This window comes from Blautia sp. TM10-2 (assembly GCF_003480845.1).
GTDB classification, from domain to species: domain Bacteria; phylum Bacillota; class Clostridia; order Lachnospirales; family Lachnospiraceae; genus Fusicatenibacter; species Fusicatenibacter saccharivorans.
On the sequence record NZ_QUJZ01000020.1, the window covers coordinates 39,571 to 54,757 of the forward strand.

At 44.6% G+C, this 15,187-nt stretch carries 11 protein-coding genes; 7 read left to right on the forward strand and 4 right to left on the reverse strand.

Going from position 1 to position 15,187, the window contains the following annotated elements:
* Positions 1–44 precede the first annotated feature (44 nt).
* The 3 genes from DXD92_RS17200 to DXD92_RS17210 all read right to left on the reverse strand — a co-directional run bounded on the left by DXD92_RS17200 (position 45) and on the right by DXD92_RS17210 (position 6,485).
* Positions 45–2,393 carry a GH36-type glycosyl hydrolase domain-containing protein gene (locus DXD92_RS17200; RefSeq protein WP_118594532.1) on the reverse strand — a complete coding sequence of 783 codons (2,349 nt, stop codon included), beginning with the start codon at positions 2,391–2,393 and terminating at the stop codon, positions 45–47.
* A gap of 115 nt (positions 2,394–2,508) precedes the next feature.
* A complete protein-coding gene (locus DXD92_RS17205; RefSeq protein ID WP_022463024.1) occupies positions 2,509–3,942 on the reverse strand; it encodes an MFS transporter in 1,434 nt (477 codons plus the stop codon).
* Between the two features lie 92 nt (positions 3,943–4,034).
* Positions 4,035–6,485: a beta-galactosidase gene (locus DXD92_RS17210; protein ID WP_117510213.1), complete on the reverse strand. Its 2,451-nt coding sequence runs from the start codon at positions 6,483–6,485 to the stop codon at positions 4,035–4,037.
* Positions 6,486–6,705: 220 nt separating this feature from the next.
* On the opposite strand from DXD92_RS17210, the gene DXD92_RS17215 reads away from it, so the two are divergent.
* The 7 genes from DXD92_RS17215 to DXD92_RS19780 all read left to right on the forward strand — a co-directional run bounded on the left by DXD92_RS17215 (position 6,706) and on the right by DXD92_RS19780 (position 14,032).
* Entirely contained in the window at positions 6,706–7,905 is a 1,200-nt protein-coding gene (locus tag DXD92_RS17215) for a helix-turn-helix domain-containing protein (RefSeq protein WP_022463022.1), read from the forward strand.
* A 446-nt stretch (positions 7,906–8,351) separates the two neighbouring features.
* Positions 8,352–9,110: a formate/nitrite transporter family protein gene (locus tag DXD92_RS17225; RefSeq protein ID WP_118594533.1), complete on the forward strand. Its 759-nt coding sequence runs from the start codon at positions 8,352–8,354 to the stop codon at positions 9,108–9,110.
* Complete coding sequence (locus tag DXD92_RS17230; protein ID WP_118594534.1) at positions 9,107–11,206, forward strand: DNA topoisomerase; 2,100 nt, start codon at positions 9,107–9,109, stop codon at positions 11,204–11,206. The genes DXD92_RS17225 and DXD92_RS17230 overlap by 4 nt, the downstream gene beginning before the upstream one ends.
* A gap of 48 nt (positions 11,207–11,254) precedes the next feature.
* Entirely contained in the window at positions 11,255–11,926 is a 672-nt protein-coding gene (locus DXD92_RS17235) for an acyltransferase (RefSeq protein ID WP_118594535.1), read from the forward strand.
* Positions 11,927–12,143: 217 nt separating this feature from the next.
* Positions 12,144–12,836: an iron-sulfur cluster assembly scaffold protein gene (locus DXD92_RS17240; RefSeq protein ID WP_118641141.1), complete on the forward strand. Its 693-nt coding sequence runs from the start codon at positions 12,144–12,146 to the stop codon at positions 12,834–12,836.
* A 25-nt stretch (positions 12,837–12,861) separates the two neighbouring features.
* Positions 12,862–13,872, forward strand: coding sequence for a GGGtGRT protein (locus DXD92_RS17245; RefSeq protein ID WP_022463017.1), 1,011 nt, complete (start codon positions 12,862–12,864; stop codon positions 13,870–13,872).
* A gap of 67 nt (positions 13,873–13,939) precedes the next feature.
* Complete coding sequence (locus DXD92_RS19780; RefSeq protein WP_369123061.1) at positions 13,940–14,032, forward strand: DUF6783 domain-containing protein; 93 nt, start codon at positions 13,940–13,942, stop codon at positions 14,030–14,032.
* Positions 14,033–14,098: 66 nt separating this feature from the next.
* Here the strand turns inward: DXD92_RS19780 and asd are convergent, their stop codons facing one another.
* On the reverse strand, positions 14,099–15,184 hold the full coding sequence (gene asd, locus DXD92_RS17250; RefSeq protein WP_022463016.1) for an aspartate-semialdehyde dehydrogenase: 1,086 nt from the start codon (positions 15,182–15,184) through the stop codon (positions 14,099–14,101).
* Positions 15,185–15,187: the final 3 nt, after the last annotated feature.

Here is a 15,187-nt window from a genome sequence, read left to right on the forward strand (position 1 = left end):
TTCCTTTCTTTCTGCTGATGTCTTCCTAAACAAGCCTCTTTTGTCTATTTACGCAATATAACATGGACTTCATGCATTTTTCCATCCTTGAAATCAGGCAGCACAAACCCATCTGCTTTGTCGGACATATCGCAAACTGCTCCATCTGTCTTAATTTCAAGCACTCCTTTTTCCAGATGATCTGGATTTTCGATGATTACATGATAATCAGCACCTCGAAAATGTCTGGTCACTTCTGCCTTTTCCCATTCTTTCGGCAGACACGGATCGATCCGCAGTCCATCGTAATCCCGTTTGATTCCGAGGATTCCTTCGTACACCCCCATCATGCACCACGCAGAAGTTCCCGTTGTCCAGGACTGGTAGGATTTTCCATAATATCCGGGATTGGTAGAATAACAGTTTGTAAAAACATATGGTTCTGCTCCGGATTGCATGGATGGATTTTTATCACTGTCCGGCATAATTTTTTTCAGTGTTTCGAATGCTTTGCTTCCTCTCCCCACCTTGCAGTCCATCAGAATTTTAAACCCTGTAGCATGACAGTATACACCACCATTTTCAAACAATCCTGGCAGCATGCCGGACATTCTCCCTACATTTGGCGAATACTTCTGATACGGCGGAAGATTTAACGGAAATCCAAAATCATGCTCCATGGAATCCACTGCTTTTAATATCTTTGGTAATTTCTCTGCATCTGCAACATCTCCTAAAACAGCCCATGTCTGCGCGTTCAGATAAATTTTGCTTCCTTCGCTGTTTTTGGAACCAATATTCTCCACATCACTTAACGCCCGCATGTACCACGCTCCATCCCATGCATATGCATTAATGCTGTTTCGTAAGATACGATATTCCTCTGCTATTTTTCCGGCATATACCTGATCGCCTTTTTTCTTCAGTAATGCTTCTAATTCCTTCAGTGCCAGGCAGAACTGATGGGAAAGCATTACGGATTCCGCATATTCATCCGTTGTAACATTGAGTGCATCATTCCAGTCCGCAAAATAAATCCGTACCAGTCCATGCTTTCCTTTATCCTGCAGCAATCGATTCACAGCCGCTTTCACATGATCCAGAACAGCCGCCTTCCCTCCATCCTGCCATTCAATCTCCAGATCCAGGATAGAAAAGTCTCCCGTTTCTTTTATCAGCTGGCAGACAGCCCATATGATCCAGAACGGCTGATCGGAATACCGGGTATCATCATAAGGATACCACGTAAGAACTCCATGACCATCCCGAAACTGATGGCGAAGACATTCCAGAATCTCTTTTTTTGCTGTTTCCTGCCGATAGTTTAACAGGCCAACTGCAATCTGAAGATTATCGCGGACTCCTTTTTTCCCGACAATGCAAAAATCTACCTGTTTTTTCACCCAGTTATTCATCATGTGATTGATTTTTTCATCCGGCGTTTCCACGGTCAGCGAACGATATTTTTCCAGATAATGCGTTTCTGCTTTTTCAAGTTCCTTTTCCACAGCTGCAGAATTGGAAAACTTTTCCGATACCGCCCTTGCCTCTTCAAGTGATTCACTGATTCCAAATACAAACTGTAATTCTTTTTCTTCTCCTGGCTGTAGCACAATTTTATGCTGCAGCACACCGCCAAGAATAAAAAGGGCCGCTTTGGAATTTGTACAGTCTTTTCCCTTTACGACAATGTCCGGTCTCTGGAAAAGCGCGCTTGCTGATGCATCCAGCCTTGTTATGGTACTGGTTGTCCCGCAAAATGCTTCCAGATTTCCATCATATGCGTATGCCGGCTCTGATGCTGCCAGAAATGCGTTGTATCTTTTGTGCGGTGCGAAAGGATGTGCGGATCTGCAATATACACCCTTTAACTTTTCATCATAATCTGTTTCCATACAACGATACATTTCATAATATCGCGGATAAGAAAAGCCCTCCAGATAAAAGCTGACTGCTGAAAATATGCTGAGATGGCGCTGTCTTTCCCCTGTATTTTTTATTTTCAAAGTCCACACTTCCTGGTATCCTTCTTCCGGTACAAACAGCCGCCAGGAACTTGCAATATTCTGATAAGAAGACTGGATTCTGGAAGATCCAATGCTGTGTACGCACTGATAATTTTCTACTTCCGTATTTAATGGACCTTCGCCGATATTCCAGCATTCTTTGCTTTTCTCGTCTCTTAGATAGATATATCTTGCATCGTCCTGATTCATCATACACATATCTGCTTTTTCACTGAGGTAATAGCTGCGCCCATGTCCTGTCTGGGAAATCTGCGCACAGTAATGATTTTCATTCCACAGATAATTATACCAGTATCTTGGTGTTCTGGTTTCTGTTATAATGCAGGAATTTCCATCTTCTGAAAATGTATAAGGTTTCTTTTTTTCATTGCATAATGTATCGCTCATTTTCAATTCTCCTTATTTTTAACCTACAGAGCCTGCCACTGGCAGTTTCTGTAAATTGAATGACAACTGCAAAGTCGGTACAGTCTTTCCTGTACCGACCTTGTAGTTTCTCCGTTTATTTTTTCTCTTTTCTCGCAAGTACTTCTTCCCGCATCTTTGGTAATTTTTCTTCCAGATCAAATCTGGTAAAAATCAGGAACATAGCCAGGTTTACAACCAGCGGAAGATAGTTGGAAAATCCATAAATCGAATATCGCATGGAAGCAGTTGCACTTTCCAGCGATGCCTGATATCCGCCAATGGCAAGAAATGCGGATAAGATAACAGATCCAAGGCCGCTTCCCACTTTACTTCCAAATCCTATAGCTCCGCCCGACATTGCAACTAATTTCTTTCCATATTTCCATTCGTTATAATCTACCGTCATTGCTGTTAATACGCCGTACAGACACATCAGTGGAATCTGGATAAAGCTCGCCACAAGGCTGGTTGCTGCATAAACCATAAAGTTTTCCGGAATAAAGCAGCGGATCAGGGATGGAATGGCAGCTCCCATTAACCCAAGCTGAATTGTTTTTGTAACACCCAGCTTCGAAATGATCGGCTTGGAAACCACAAATCCGATTACCGTTGCCAGCATACCTGCCGCTCCTATGACTGCAACAAGATTATCGTTGCCAAAAATCCATTTTGCATAGTATGTACCCGAGGCTGCTGCCACTGCAGCGGTAATATTGGTAATCAAATTGAACAGAAGAACGATCACCCAGTATTTATTCTGCAATAACATTTTTATAGCATCTTTAAATGGAACTGCTTCCTCTTCTTCTGTTTCTGTCGGTGCTGTTTCTGATGCGTTTTCCGATTCGCTTTCAAAATCCGAAGCAAATTTTGCTTTTCTTCCATTGTTGTAGCAGATCAGGAAAAGTAATAAAACGCCAAGTGCAAGCGCAACACCATATTTGATCCATGCACTCTGTGTACCACCCAGCATATTGGTTACCGGAATTGTGATAATAGCAATGATTGTTCCGGCACCGTAGTTTCCGACTGCACGGAACAGCCCCATATTGCTTCGCTCACTCTGGCTGTGAGTACGCACAATCATAACCGCTGAAAACGGTGTGGCAATCATAGTATAAATAACTGCTGTTAAAAGAAGATTGGTAACCAGTACATAAATCAATGCCGCTGTCTGTCCTGCCTGAATCGGGACCGTAAACATCATAATGATGATGACTGCTGCAGGAATCGCCATTTTCAGCATCCAGGAGTAATATTTCTTATTCCCACCTTTGGAGTGGTCAATCATATTTCCCACCAGAACATCCGTCAGTGCATCTATAATCTTAGCGATCATCATCGCAATTCCGACTCCGCCTACCGCCATGCCGACTTTATCTGTATAAAAGTAAGTAAGCTGGCCAACCAGATTGGCCATCACGCCTAACGCTAACTGACCTCCCATATCAGCCATATAATCTCTTTTTCTCATAACTCTTCTTGCCCCGTCTGCATCATAGAGGACTTTTTGTTTCTTTTTTCCCATATCTTTTTCTCCCATCGTTTTTTACAGCCGCTGTTTTATACTTGTATTCTATCAAGTATTTTGTTTCTTTTATTACATATAGCAATTTAATATTATATATTTGGGCATTCTTTTTTTATTTTTAAATTATATTGAACACTTGGAAGATTGCCTGACAGAAGAAAACATACTCCTTTTTCTGTCTCTTTTCCTTCTATTCTTCCAATTTCATTTCCCATTGGATCTAATGCTGTAAGAACGGCCTCCTTAGCTTTTACGTAGATTCTTCCTTCCAGCGTTTCGGCATATAATTTTCCCTGAAAGTGTACTGCAGTAAACGGAAAGCCCATCATCTGTGCACCTTCCTGATACGTTGTCTTGTCCATTCCCGTTGTTCCCATCGCAGTGATCACAAATTCCTCTGCCTGCTCCAGTTTTTCCTTTCCCACTGGAAGAAGTGCCAGCGTAATCCGCTCATTTTCTGACTGGATCTCAATTTTTTCAGACAGCCGCAGACTTTCTGCTGGGCTTCCACTGAAATATCCGCAATACGGTGTATGAATTACGAACCGGGCATGTGCCGGATCAAACACCAGCTCTTTTGTATCAGAAATCAGTTTTCCATCTACCAGACCACATTCCTCCGAAAGTATCTTCCATTCTTTCATTGCCCGGTCAAGAATTGCAGCAAATTCACGATAATCTCCTGTGCCTGCGATTTTCTGAATTTCATCAAAGACAAGTGCCTGTGCTCCCAGATACACGCCTTCTCGTATCTCTTCTGCATTCTTCGCTGCCTGTTTCAGCCTGTTGTGGTCTTTATATTTCCGCCATGCGTCACGATACGGTGACCATGCATAATACACACCGTGTTCTGCCTCCGAGAGATCTGCCCCATTCAAAAATCCTGCGTTCACTGCAACAGCCGCGTCTCCCTGATAGGTATCCCCTCCGTCCAGGAATACATTTCGCATACATGTGATGTAAGGTAAAAAAGTAGTTGGCATTGCGTGCATTTTCGGCAGTGTTTTCAAATCGTTCTGTGTATATACGACATCTACACGGTTTTTAGCCGCCGATACCAGCCCTTTGAGAAATACAGATGCCATAAATCCCCACTGACAGATAACCGCCGGATCATTATATACATCAAAAACACTCCAGATTTCATCGTCCGGCTGATCGTCCGCCTTTTCTGACGTATGATAATTGTATAAAATCAGTCCGTCCCAGTCGTTCAAGCATGCATAGGCAACCGTGTGCACATATGCTGTCGAATGGAAAGGATGTTCCCCATATTCGTTCCACTCACTGAGCATGAAAGGCTTTCCTTTTACAATGGCAACGGAAGCAAGATTTAAAAGTGTTGTTGCCATAGAACCAACTCCTGTCTGCATGGTCAGCGGGTTCGTTGACACATATTCGGCCGGCCCTGCAACCAGATAGGTATTTGCCTCCTGGATCGGAAGCAGCGGGTGATTAAAATAGCTGTTATTTTCCATAAAATCCCCGTCGGTATGGCCATATACATCCGCTGCACCGGCAACCAGATTGCTTGTCACGATCGGAACTTTTACTCCAAGGGAATGAAGATAATCTTTCATATCCTGATAAAAATTACGATTCATCGTAATGCCAAATTCCATAAAATCAGCATAGCGGGCCGGACTTTCATTTTCTTCCCATTTTCCCAAAGGGTCGCATTCCGGCTGATAGAAATTACCTGCGGCTCCCTGCACAGTTCCTTTCTCCGGATCTTCTTCCTCGCCAAGCGCACATTTTCCTTCAAACGTCCATGCTTCTTTCAGACGCTCTCTTGTTCCATATTTCATCAAGAGGAAGCTGTTAAAACGATTTTGTACCTCATCCCGATATGGCTGCATCTCTTCCCGCTGATCCGTTTCCATCGTTCCTTTAATCGCAGAATCTTCATTATTGATCTGAACCGTGATCACCGCCGGATCGTCAATCAGTGCAAGACCTGTATAAGGATTCACATGACAGAGAATCTTTCTGGCATATTCTTTTTGCAGCTCTATCATCCGTTTATTGTACATGGGAAAACGTTTGATGCAGCTTCCCGCATTTCCTGGGTAGTCCAGTCCATCTCCTTCTACAAAATCTCTTGCAACGATAAGATCAATGTGAAGGTAAATACCCCGCTCTTTCAATTTTGCGACAAAATAGTCAAATCGATCCAGACCTTCCGGATGAAATTCTCTCCCGTTTCCTTTTTCATAATCTAAAAGTGGAGCTTCTTTACAGCTGGACCAGCTACGTGGTTCTTCGCTGATTGGGGCATCTGCTGCATGGAGCCGAATCACATTCACGCCCAGGCTCGCAAAACGTTCCGCCAGTTTCTCTGCGGTTTCATGATCCGGGGTATTTGATCTTGCAGCCACATTAAACCCAAGAAATTTTGCCCTTACACCATCTTCAAAATAAAAATGGCCATTCCTTGTCGTTACAAATCCATGTTTTCCAGCTGGTGCATCCAAAAGATAAGAATAATCGAGAACACCTTTATTTGGATTCGTTTTATTAATTTTAATCGGTTGTCTCATGCGTATGATCCGCCTTTCCTTTTTTCTAATCGCACTTTATCAAAAATGAAAGGAAAGATATTACATAAAAACATACAAAATTATATGTTTTCGTATTGTTATTTTTCTTTTTCCATTTTATACTTTAAATTTGGAAGTGAAGGAATCGTGAATTGCTTTGCAGAAACTTTCAAACGAAAATTTGATCCACTGCATCCCACAGATACCAGGAGAATATCATATGAATTATGTTACTTTTTGTAAAAATTACTATGCCGTTACAGGAATTCCTACGAATCTAATTACTGAAGCAGGAGCTATTTACTCTGCTTTATCAGAACAGCTCCACATCTCAACAGAGAGTCCTTATCCGCTTTATCCATCCGATTATAATCCCGAATTTCGTTTTGCATCTCCCGACATTGTATATGGCTCTGTCCAAATTGAAGCTACTGGTGAATATATCATCTTAGGCCCGGTTTTTTCCGTTCCTGTGACAGATGAGCTCGTCCGCAGTTATATGCATGACTCTGCCACGCCTCTGAAGTACAAGGAAGTAATCGCTGAGGCTCTCGCCTCCATTCCCCGGTTATCACATATCCAATTTTGTCAGCATCTTGTTTTCCTGCATCAATGTGTGAACCACAAGGAAATCAGTGTGTTGAAATTATTGGGACAGCGTGCACCCCAGCAATTGCGGCAGAGCCAGCAGCATTTGAAATCCATTACAGAAAATATGGAAAATAAAAAGATGCATAACACTTACCAGTTTGAATGCGAACTTTTTCAGTTTGTTCAAAACGGAAATGTAAATGCTTTGCAGAATTTTTTGAAGAATAATACATTACAATTAGAAGAAGGCAGACTTGCAAAAACCCCGATTCGCCATGCCAAAAATCTTTTTATCGTGACAGCAATCAAAACCGCTGTTCTTGGCGCCATTCCGGGAGGAGTAGATATTGAAAAAACATATCAGCTTCTGGATCTTTATATTCAGGAATGCGAGGCACTGCAGTCACTGGAAAAAATCCAGGCACTGCAATACTCCATGATTCTGGATTTTTGTCAGCAGGCAGGTGAAACCAAAATCCCTGCTGGAATCTCAAGAGAAGTTTATACCTGTATGAATTTTATCCGTACACATACAAACGAATCCATCTCCGTGAATGATGTCGCGGATTCCATTCAGAAAAGTACTTCCTACACGATGAAAAAATTCAAAACTGAGCTCGGCTTTACCATAGGTGCTTTCATTACAAGATGTAAATTAGAAGAAGCTAAAATGCTTTTAACCTACAGTACAAAAAGTCTGGCTGAAATCAGCAGTTATCTCTGCTTTTCCAGCCAACCTCATTTTCAGAGTTTATTCAAAAAACAGTATCATATGACTCCTTTAGAATACCGGAAAAAATCCGGTGTAATGGATACTATACGGCTTTAGTTTATCCTTTCCAGAGGCCCATTACAAAAACCTCACCTGCCGTTTTATCTTTTGTATGAAAACAGCCGATGAGGTTTTTGCTAAGAATGAACATCAGTGCAGATGATAAACCAGTTTCACAAACGCCGGATCATCATGGTTTACAATTTCACTGTGTCCGAGATGTTTGTAAAACAGAACATAAAAAAAGCTTTCAATCCTTGTTTCAATCCCTCTGAGTTCATCATACAATCTGTCGTTTCACCCCTTATTTTCTGACATTTCTGTGGAAATATACTTTTTTCTTCCTCCTTCATTGCGAATCTTTCCGGGAAATGCTATAATAGCCAAAGTTGAAAGCGCGAAATCCGAAGCATTTGCAAGCTGCTTCGGAAAAAAAGACCATCCCCCGGACAAAAAGAGAGGGGATATGTCCATCCTACGGGACATAAGAAAGGAGTTATTCTATGCCTTATGATGACGTACAAAAATTTTCAGAGGCAGCCGTAAACAAAGCAAGGCTGCTGAAAGAACACCCGGGGAAATACTTTCTCCGTGCAGTCATGGCCGGTTTCTTTATCGTGGTTGCCATGATTTTCTCCAACGTGGTAGGCAATACGTTCCAGAGTACAGATCCTGCCTGGGGAAAACTGCTTGGCGGTATTGTGTTTGCCATTGCGGTTCTGCTGATCGTTTTTATCGGTGCAGAGCTTTTCACCGGAAACAATCTTGTTATGGCATTTGGGGCCTATGACAAAAAAGTCTCCTGGGCACAGGTTGGAAAAGTATGGCTGGTAAGCTACATCGGAAACTTTGTCGGATGCCTGATTCTCTCCGTAATTTTCGTACTGGCAGGTGCTTCCGGTACTGCCGATTATTACGCAGGATTTATTGGAAATAAACTTTCCATTCCTGCCGGAGAAATGTTTTTCCGTGCCATTCTCTGCAACTTCTTCGTCTGCCTTGCCGTTGCCTGCGGCATGAAATGCAAAAATGAAGTTGCGAAATTTTTCATGATCATACTTTGTATCTCCGGATTCGTTGTTGCCGGTTTCGAACACTGCATTGCCAATATGGCAACCTTCGTTACCGCCGCACTTCTCGTTCCGGGCGGCATCTCTCTTACCGCCGCGCTGAAAAGTATGGTAATTGTAACTATCGGAAATATGATCGGAGGCGGACTGCTCCTTGCCTGGCCGCTTCGAATGATGAGTGCAGATAAATGACAAAATCCTTATACATTGCGGAGAAACCGAGCGTCGCTCAGGAATTCGCAAAAGCATTAAAACAGAATATGCAGCGCAGGGACGGGTATCTGGAGTCGGAAACTTCCATCGTAACCTGGTGCGTCGGCCACCTGGTTACGATGAGCTACCCGGAAAAATACGATCCTGCGTTAAAAAGGTGGAGTCTTGAGACCCTGCCTTTTTTGCCTGAAAACTTTAAATATGAAGTAATCCCGGAAGTAAAAAAGCAGTTCAACATCGTGAGCGGCCTGCTCCACCGGGAAGATATCGAAACCATTTATGTCTGTACCGACTCCGGGCGCGAGGGAGAATATATCTACCGCCTCGTCGCACAGATGGCCGGTATCAAAGACAAGAAGCAGAAACGTGTCTGGATTGATTCACAGACAGAAGAAGAAATCCTGCGCGGCATCCGCGAAGCGAAGGATGAAAGCGAATACGACAATCTCTCAGCTTCCGCTTATCTCCGTGCCAAAGAAGATTACCTGATGGGCATTAACTTTTCCCGTCTTCTCTCGTTAAAATACGGAAACGCCGTCGCATCGTATCTCGGCACCAAATACCAGTCCATCTCTGTCGGCCGTGTCATGACATGCGTGCTCGGCATGGTCGTGCGCCGCGAACGCGAAATCCGCAGTTTCGTAAAAACACCGTTCTACCGTGTCATCGCCGGTCTTTCTTTTAACGGGCGGAATTTCGAAGGCGAATGGCGTGCCGTTAAAGGAAGCCGCTATTTTAACTCGCCGCTTCTCTATAAGGAGAATGGATTCCAGAAAAAAGAAGACGCACAGAAGCTGATTGACGAATTAAAAGCACAGAACCCTCTGATCCCGCGCGTTCTGAAAATGGAGCGGAAAAAAGAGAATAAAAATGCGCCGCTGCTCTACAACCTTGCGGAGCTGCAGAACGACTGTGCCCGCTTCTTCAAAATCAGCCCGGATGAAACGCTGAAAGTCGTCCAGGAGCTTTACGAGAAAAAGCTGGTTACCTATCCGCGTACCGACGCCCGTGTGCTTTCTTCTGCCGTTGCAAAGGAAATCAGCAAGAACCTGCGCGGCCTGCAGCAGTACAACATCTGCCGCGGTCTTGCGGATGAAATTTTACAGGGCGAGAGCTGGAAAAAGATCGGTTCCACCCGTTATACGAATGATAAACAGATCACTGACCACTACGCAATCATTCCGACCGGACAGGGCCTTGGCAATCTGCGGAATCTTTCGGAGCTTTCCGCCAAAGTATACGAAACGATTGTCCGCCGTTTTCTTAGCATCTTCTATCCATCGGCCGTCTATCAGAAGGTCGTGCTTGTGACGGAAATCGGCGGCGAACAGTTCTTTTCCAACTTCCGTGTCCTCGTGGAGGAGGGCTACTTAAAAGCAATGCACTACTCCTTCTTCCGTAAAAAGGATGAGGACGAGGACGGAAAAAAGGACGAGGAAACAACGTGCGATCCCGCATTTCTTGTCGCGCTGTCCCAGTTAAAGAAAGGCAGTGAACTGAACCTGCTCGGCCTTTCAATGAAAGAGGGCGAAACCTCCCCGCCGAAGCGCTATACTTCCGGTTCCATGATCCTTGCGATGGAGAATGCCGGACAGCTCATCGAAGATGAGGAGCTGCGTGAGCAGATCAAGGGAAGCGGCATCGGAACGAGTGCAACGCGTGCGGAGATCTTAAAAAAGCTTGTCTTTATCAAGTATCTCGCGCTGAACAAAAAGACACAGGTCATCACACCAACGCAGCTCGGTGAAATGATCTATGACGTCGTCCACCAGTCCATCCGCCCGCTTCTGAACCCGGAGCTGACAGCAAGCTGGGAAAAGGGACTCACCTATGTGGCGGAGGGATCCATTACCTCTGAGGAATATATGGGAAAACTGGAAAACTTTGTAACACGCCACACCGTGAATGTAAAGCAGATGCGGAACCAGTTCCAGTTAAAGAGCAGTTTTGATGCGTCCGCGCCGTACTATAAAAAAGCCTCTTCCACACGTTCCGGTGCCGGAAAAAGCACGTCTTCAAGAAGCTCTTCTGCAAAGTCTTCTTTGAACAGAAAAAAGACCGCACAGAACACTTGAAATGTGGTAAGATAAACAGGAACAGAAAAAAGAAAGGATGAATCACTCATGAAAGATGCAACCATTTCTGAACTTTATGATTTAACCCAGACCATTGCCGCAAAAATCTTTGAAGGCAAAACGTATCCATGGGAAGTGCTTCCGCTCATCAAGGACTTTATTCTTGAACTCGGCGAGACGCTTGATCCGGCAGAATACGAAAAACGCGGTGAAAATATCTGGATCGCAAAAGATGCCAGTATCGCACCGACCGCTTCCATCAACGGCCCATGCATCATCGGAAAAGGCGCGGAGATCCGCCAGTGTGCTTTTATCCGCGGAAATGCCATCGTCGGCGAGGGCGCTGTCGTTGGTAACTCCACCGAGCTGAAAAATGTCATTCTCTTTAATAAAGTACAGGTTCCGCACTACAATTACGTCGGTGACTCTGTTCTTGGCTACAAAGCGCACATGGGTGCCGGTTCCATTACTTCCAATGTAAAGTCCGACAAGAAGCTTGTCGTTGTCAAAAGCGCCGATGAGCAGATCGAAACCGGACTGAAAAAATTCGGTGCGATGCTCGGCGATGAAGTTGAGGTCGGCTGTAACAGCGTATTGAACCCGGGAACGGTTGTCGGAAGAAATTCCAACATTTATCCACTCTCCTGTGTTCGCGGCGTGATCCCGTCAGGTCATATTTTTAAGAATGCGAAAGAAATTGTCAAAAAATCTGATAATTAAAAAAAATCTCTTTTATCGAGAGAAAACCAAACCGATTGATTTAAAAGACCGCCGGAAATTTTATCGTTTTCCGGTGGTCTTTGCAATTTTTTATCAAAATATGCTGGACGAATGACCAATTTTGTGAGACAATAACCATAGGTCTGTGAACAGGCTGGAAACAGTCCGTTCGAAAGACAAAAGCTCAAATAAGTACATATTTGAAAGGAGTTTAACAATGACTTATTCACACGAAGTAGAAATGATGTGTCCGGTTGCCCAGGGCGTGCATCACGGTGCAGCTCCGATTCCGGAGGAAGCAAAATGGGTAAAAGCAAAAGAAATCAAAGACATTTCCGGATTCACTCACGGTATTGGCTGGTGCGCACCGCAGCAGGGTACCTGCAAGCTGACTCTGAACGTAAAAGAGGGCGTTATCCAGGAAGCTCTCGTTGAGACCATCGGATGTTCAGGAATGACTCATTCTGCAGCTATGGCATCTGAGATTCTGCCAGGACTTACCATCCTTGAGGCACTGAATACTGACCTTGTGTGTGATGCTATCAATACTGCTATGAGAGAGCTCTTCCTGCAGATCGTTTACGGAAGAAGCCAGAGTGCATTCTCCGAGGACGGACTGGTTGTAGGCGCAGGCCTGGAAGACCTTGGTAAAGGACTTCGTTCCCAGGTTGGTACCATGTACGGAACTCTTGCAAAAGGACCTCGTTACCTGGAGATGACCGACGGTTATGTAACAGGTATCGCTCTGGATGCAGATGATGAGATTATCGGTTACAAATTCATCAACTTCGGAAAGATGATGAACTTCATCAAAGCCGGCGATGATGCAAACACAGCTTTCGAAAAAGCAAGCGGACAGTACGGACGTGTTGCTGATGCTGTTAAGATCGTTGACCCGAGAAAAGAGTAATCAGATAATTTAGGAGGATAGGAAAATGGCTTTATTTGAATCATATGAAAGAAGAGAGAAACAGATTCTGGCTAAGCTTGCTGAGTACGGAATCAACTCCATCGAAGAAGCTGCAGAAGTTACAAAAGCTGCTGGCCTTGATGTATACAAAATGATCGAAGGCATTCAGCCAATCTGCTTCGAGAATGCAAAATGGGCTTACACTGTAGGCGCAGCAATCGCAATCAAAAAAGGATGCCGCAAAGCTTCTGAAGCTGCTGCAGCAATCGGTGAGGGACTTCAGTCCTTCTGTATCCCGGGTTCTGTAGCAGATCAGCGTAAAGTTGGTCTTGGCCATGGTAACCTTGGTAAAATGCTTCTGGAAGAGGACACCGAGTGCTTCGCATTCCTGGCTGGACATGAGTCCTTCGCAGCTGCTGAGGGTGCTATCGGTATCGCTGAAAAAGCAAACAAAGTACGTCAGAAACCTCTGCGTGTTATCCTGAACGGTCTTGGAAAAGACGCTGCTCAGATCATCGCTCGTATCAACGGCTTTACTTATGTAGAGACTGAGTATGACTACTACACCGGAGAACTGAAAGAAGTATTCAGAAAAGCATACTCCGATGGACCGCGTGCGAAAGTTAACTGCTACGGCGCTAACGACGTTCGCGAAGGCGTTGCTATCATGTGGAAAGAGAACGTTGACGTTTCCATCACCGGAAACTCCACCAACCCGACTCGTTTCCAGCATCCAGTTGCAGGTACCTACAAAAAAGAGCGTATCGAAGCTGGTAAAAAATACTTCTCCGTTGCTTCCGGCGGTGGTACAGGACGTACTCTTCACCCGGACAACATGGCAGCAGGTCCTGCTTCCTACGGTATGACCGATACTATGGGACGTATGCATTCTGACGCTCAGTTTGCAGGTTCTTCTTCTGTACCGGCTCACGTAGAAATGATGGGTCTGATCGGCGCAGGAAACAACCCAATGGTTGGTATGACTGTTGCTGTAGCTGTTGCTGTTGAAGAGGCAGCAAAAGCTGGCAAATTCTAAGATTAGCCAAACCTTGCGTAAATAAAATTATTTGAGCAAAAAAGAAGCGCCGCGGGAATTTTCCCGTATGGCGCTTCTTTTTTGCTGCTTTCGATATCCTGCAAAGTTGGGCGTGCAGATTGCAGGAACGATGTTTCAAACACATGCTATATTCTTTTGATCCATGCACAAAAAACGCCTCTGAACCCAAAACGTTTCAGAGGCGTTTTTTATATCATTCTAAGCATTATTTTGCAGCGATAAACTTCTTTGCAACCAGTGTCTCTGCACAAAGTACTGCTCCGCCTGCTGCGCCGCGGACCGTGTTGTGGGACAGACCTACGAATTTCCAGTCGTAGATGGAATCCTCTCTTAAACGGCCTACGTTGATTCCCATACCGTTCTCGTAGTTGACATCCAGTGTTACCTGCGGACGGTTATCTTCTGTCATGTAACGGATGAACTGTTTCGGTGCGCTTGGCAGATTCAGCTCCTGCGGAAGGCCTTTGAAGTTCTCCAGTTTTTCGATCAGCTGCTCTTTCGTCGGTTTCTTGCGGAATTTTACGAAAACAGCTGCGGTGTGTCCGTTTAATACCGGAACACGGATACACTGACAGGTGATCTTCGGCTCAGTTGCTTTTACGATCACGCCGTTTTCAATTTTACCCCAGATACGAAGCGGCTCCTGCTCGCTCTTCTCTTCTTCTCCGCCGATGAACGGGATGATGTTGCCTTCCATCTCCGGCCAGTCTTTGAAGGTTTTTCCTGCTCCGGAAATTGCCTGGTATGTGGTTGCAACCACTTCATATGGCTCGAACTCTTTCCATGCCGTTAATACCGGTGCATAGCTCTGGATTGAACAGTTCGGTTTTACAGCGATAAAGCCTCTCTTGGTTCCCAGACGTTTTTTCTGAAACTCGATAACATCGAAGTGCTCCGGGTTGATTTCCGGAACTACCATCGGAACATCCGGTGTCCAGCGGTGTGCGCTGTTGTTGGAAACAACCGGTGTCTCGGTCTTTGCATATGCTTCTTCAATCGCTTTGATCTCATCTTTCGACATATCAACAGCGGAAAATACAAAATCTACGGTAGATGCCACATGCTCTACATCATTTACATTCATCACAACGAGCTTTTTCACTGCTTCCGGCATTGGAGTATCCATTTTCCAGCGTCCGCCGACTGCTTCCTCATATGTTTTTCCGGCACTTCTCGGACTTGCTGCCAGGGTCACAACTTCAAACCACGGATGGTTCTCCAGCAGAGAAATAAATCTCTGTCCTACCATACCGGTTGCTCCTAAAATTCCTACTCTCAATTTCTGCTCCATTGG

Bases quoted from the DNA above. Each gene is read 5' to 3' on its own strand.
- DXD92_RS17200 (WP_118594532.1), bottom strand. From the start codon at position 2,393: ATGAGCGATACATTATGCAATGAAAAAAAGAAACCTTATACATTTTCA.
- DXD92_RS17205 (WP_022463024.1), bottom strand. From the start codon at position 3,942: ATGGGAAAAAAGAAACAAAAAGTCCTCTATGATGCAGACGGGGCAAGA.
- DXD92_RS17210 (WP_117510213.1), bottom strand. From the start codon at position 6,485: ATGAGACAACCGATTAAAATTAATAAAACGAATCCAAATAAAGGTGTT.
- DXD92_RS17215 (WP_022463022.1), top strand. From the start codon at position 6,706: ATGAATTATGTTACTTTTTGTAAAAATTACTATGCCGTTACAGGAATT.
- DXD92_RS17225 (WP_118594533.1), top strand. From the start codon at position 8,352: ATGCCTTATGATGACGTACAAAAATTTTCAGAGGCAGCCGTAAACAAA.
- DXD92_RS17230 (WP_118594534.1), top strand. From the start codon at position 9,107: ATGACAAAATCCTTATACATTGCGGAGAAACCGAGCGTCGCTCAGGAA.
- DXD92_RS17235 (WP_118594535.1), top strand. From the start codon at position 11,255: ATGAAAGATGCAACCATTTCTGAACTTTATGATTTAACCCAGACCATT.
- DXD92_RS17240 (WP_118641141.1), top strand. From the start codon at position 12,144: ATGACTTATTCACACGAAGTAGAAATGATGTGTCCGGTTGCCCAGGGC.
- DXD92_RS17245 (WP_022463017.1), top strand. From the start codon at position 12,862: ATGGCTTTATTTGAATCATATGAAAGAAGAGAGAAACAGATTCTGGCT.
- DXD92_RS19780 (WP_369123061.1), top strand. From the start codon at position 13,940: ATGGCGCTTCTTTTTTGCTGCTTTCGATATCCTGCAAAGTTGGGCGTG.
- asd (WP_022463016.1), bottom strand. From the start codon at position 15,184: ATGGAGCAGAAATTGAGAGTAGGAATTTTAGGAGCAACCGGTATGGTA.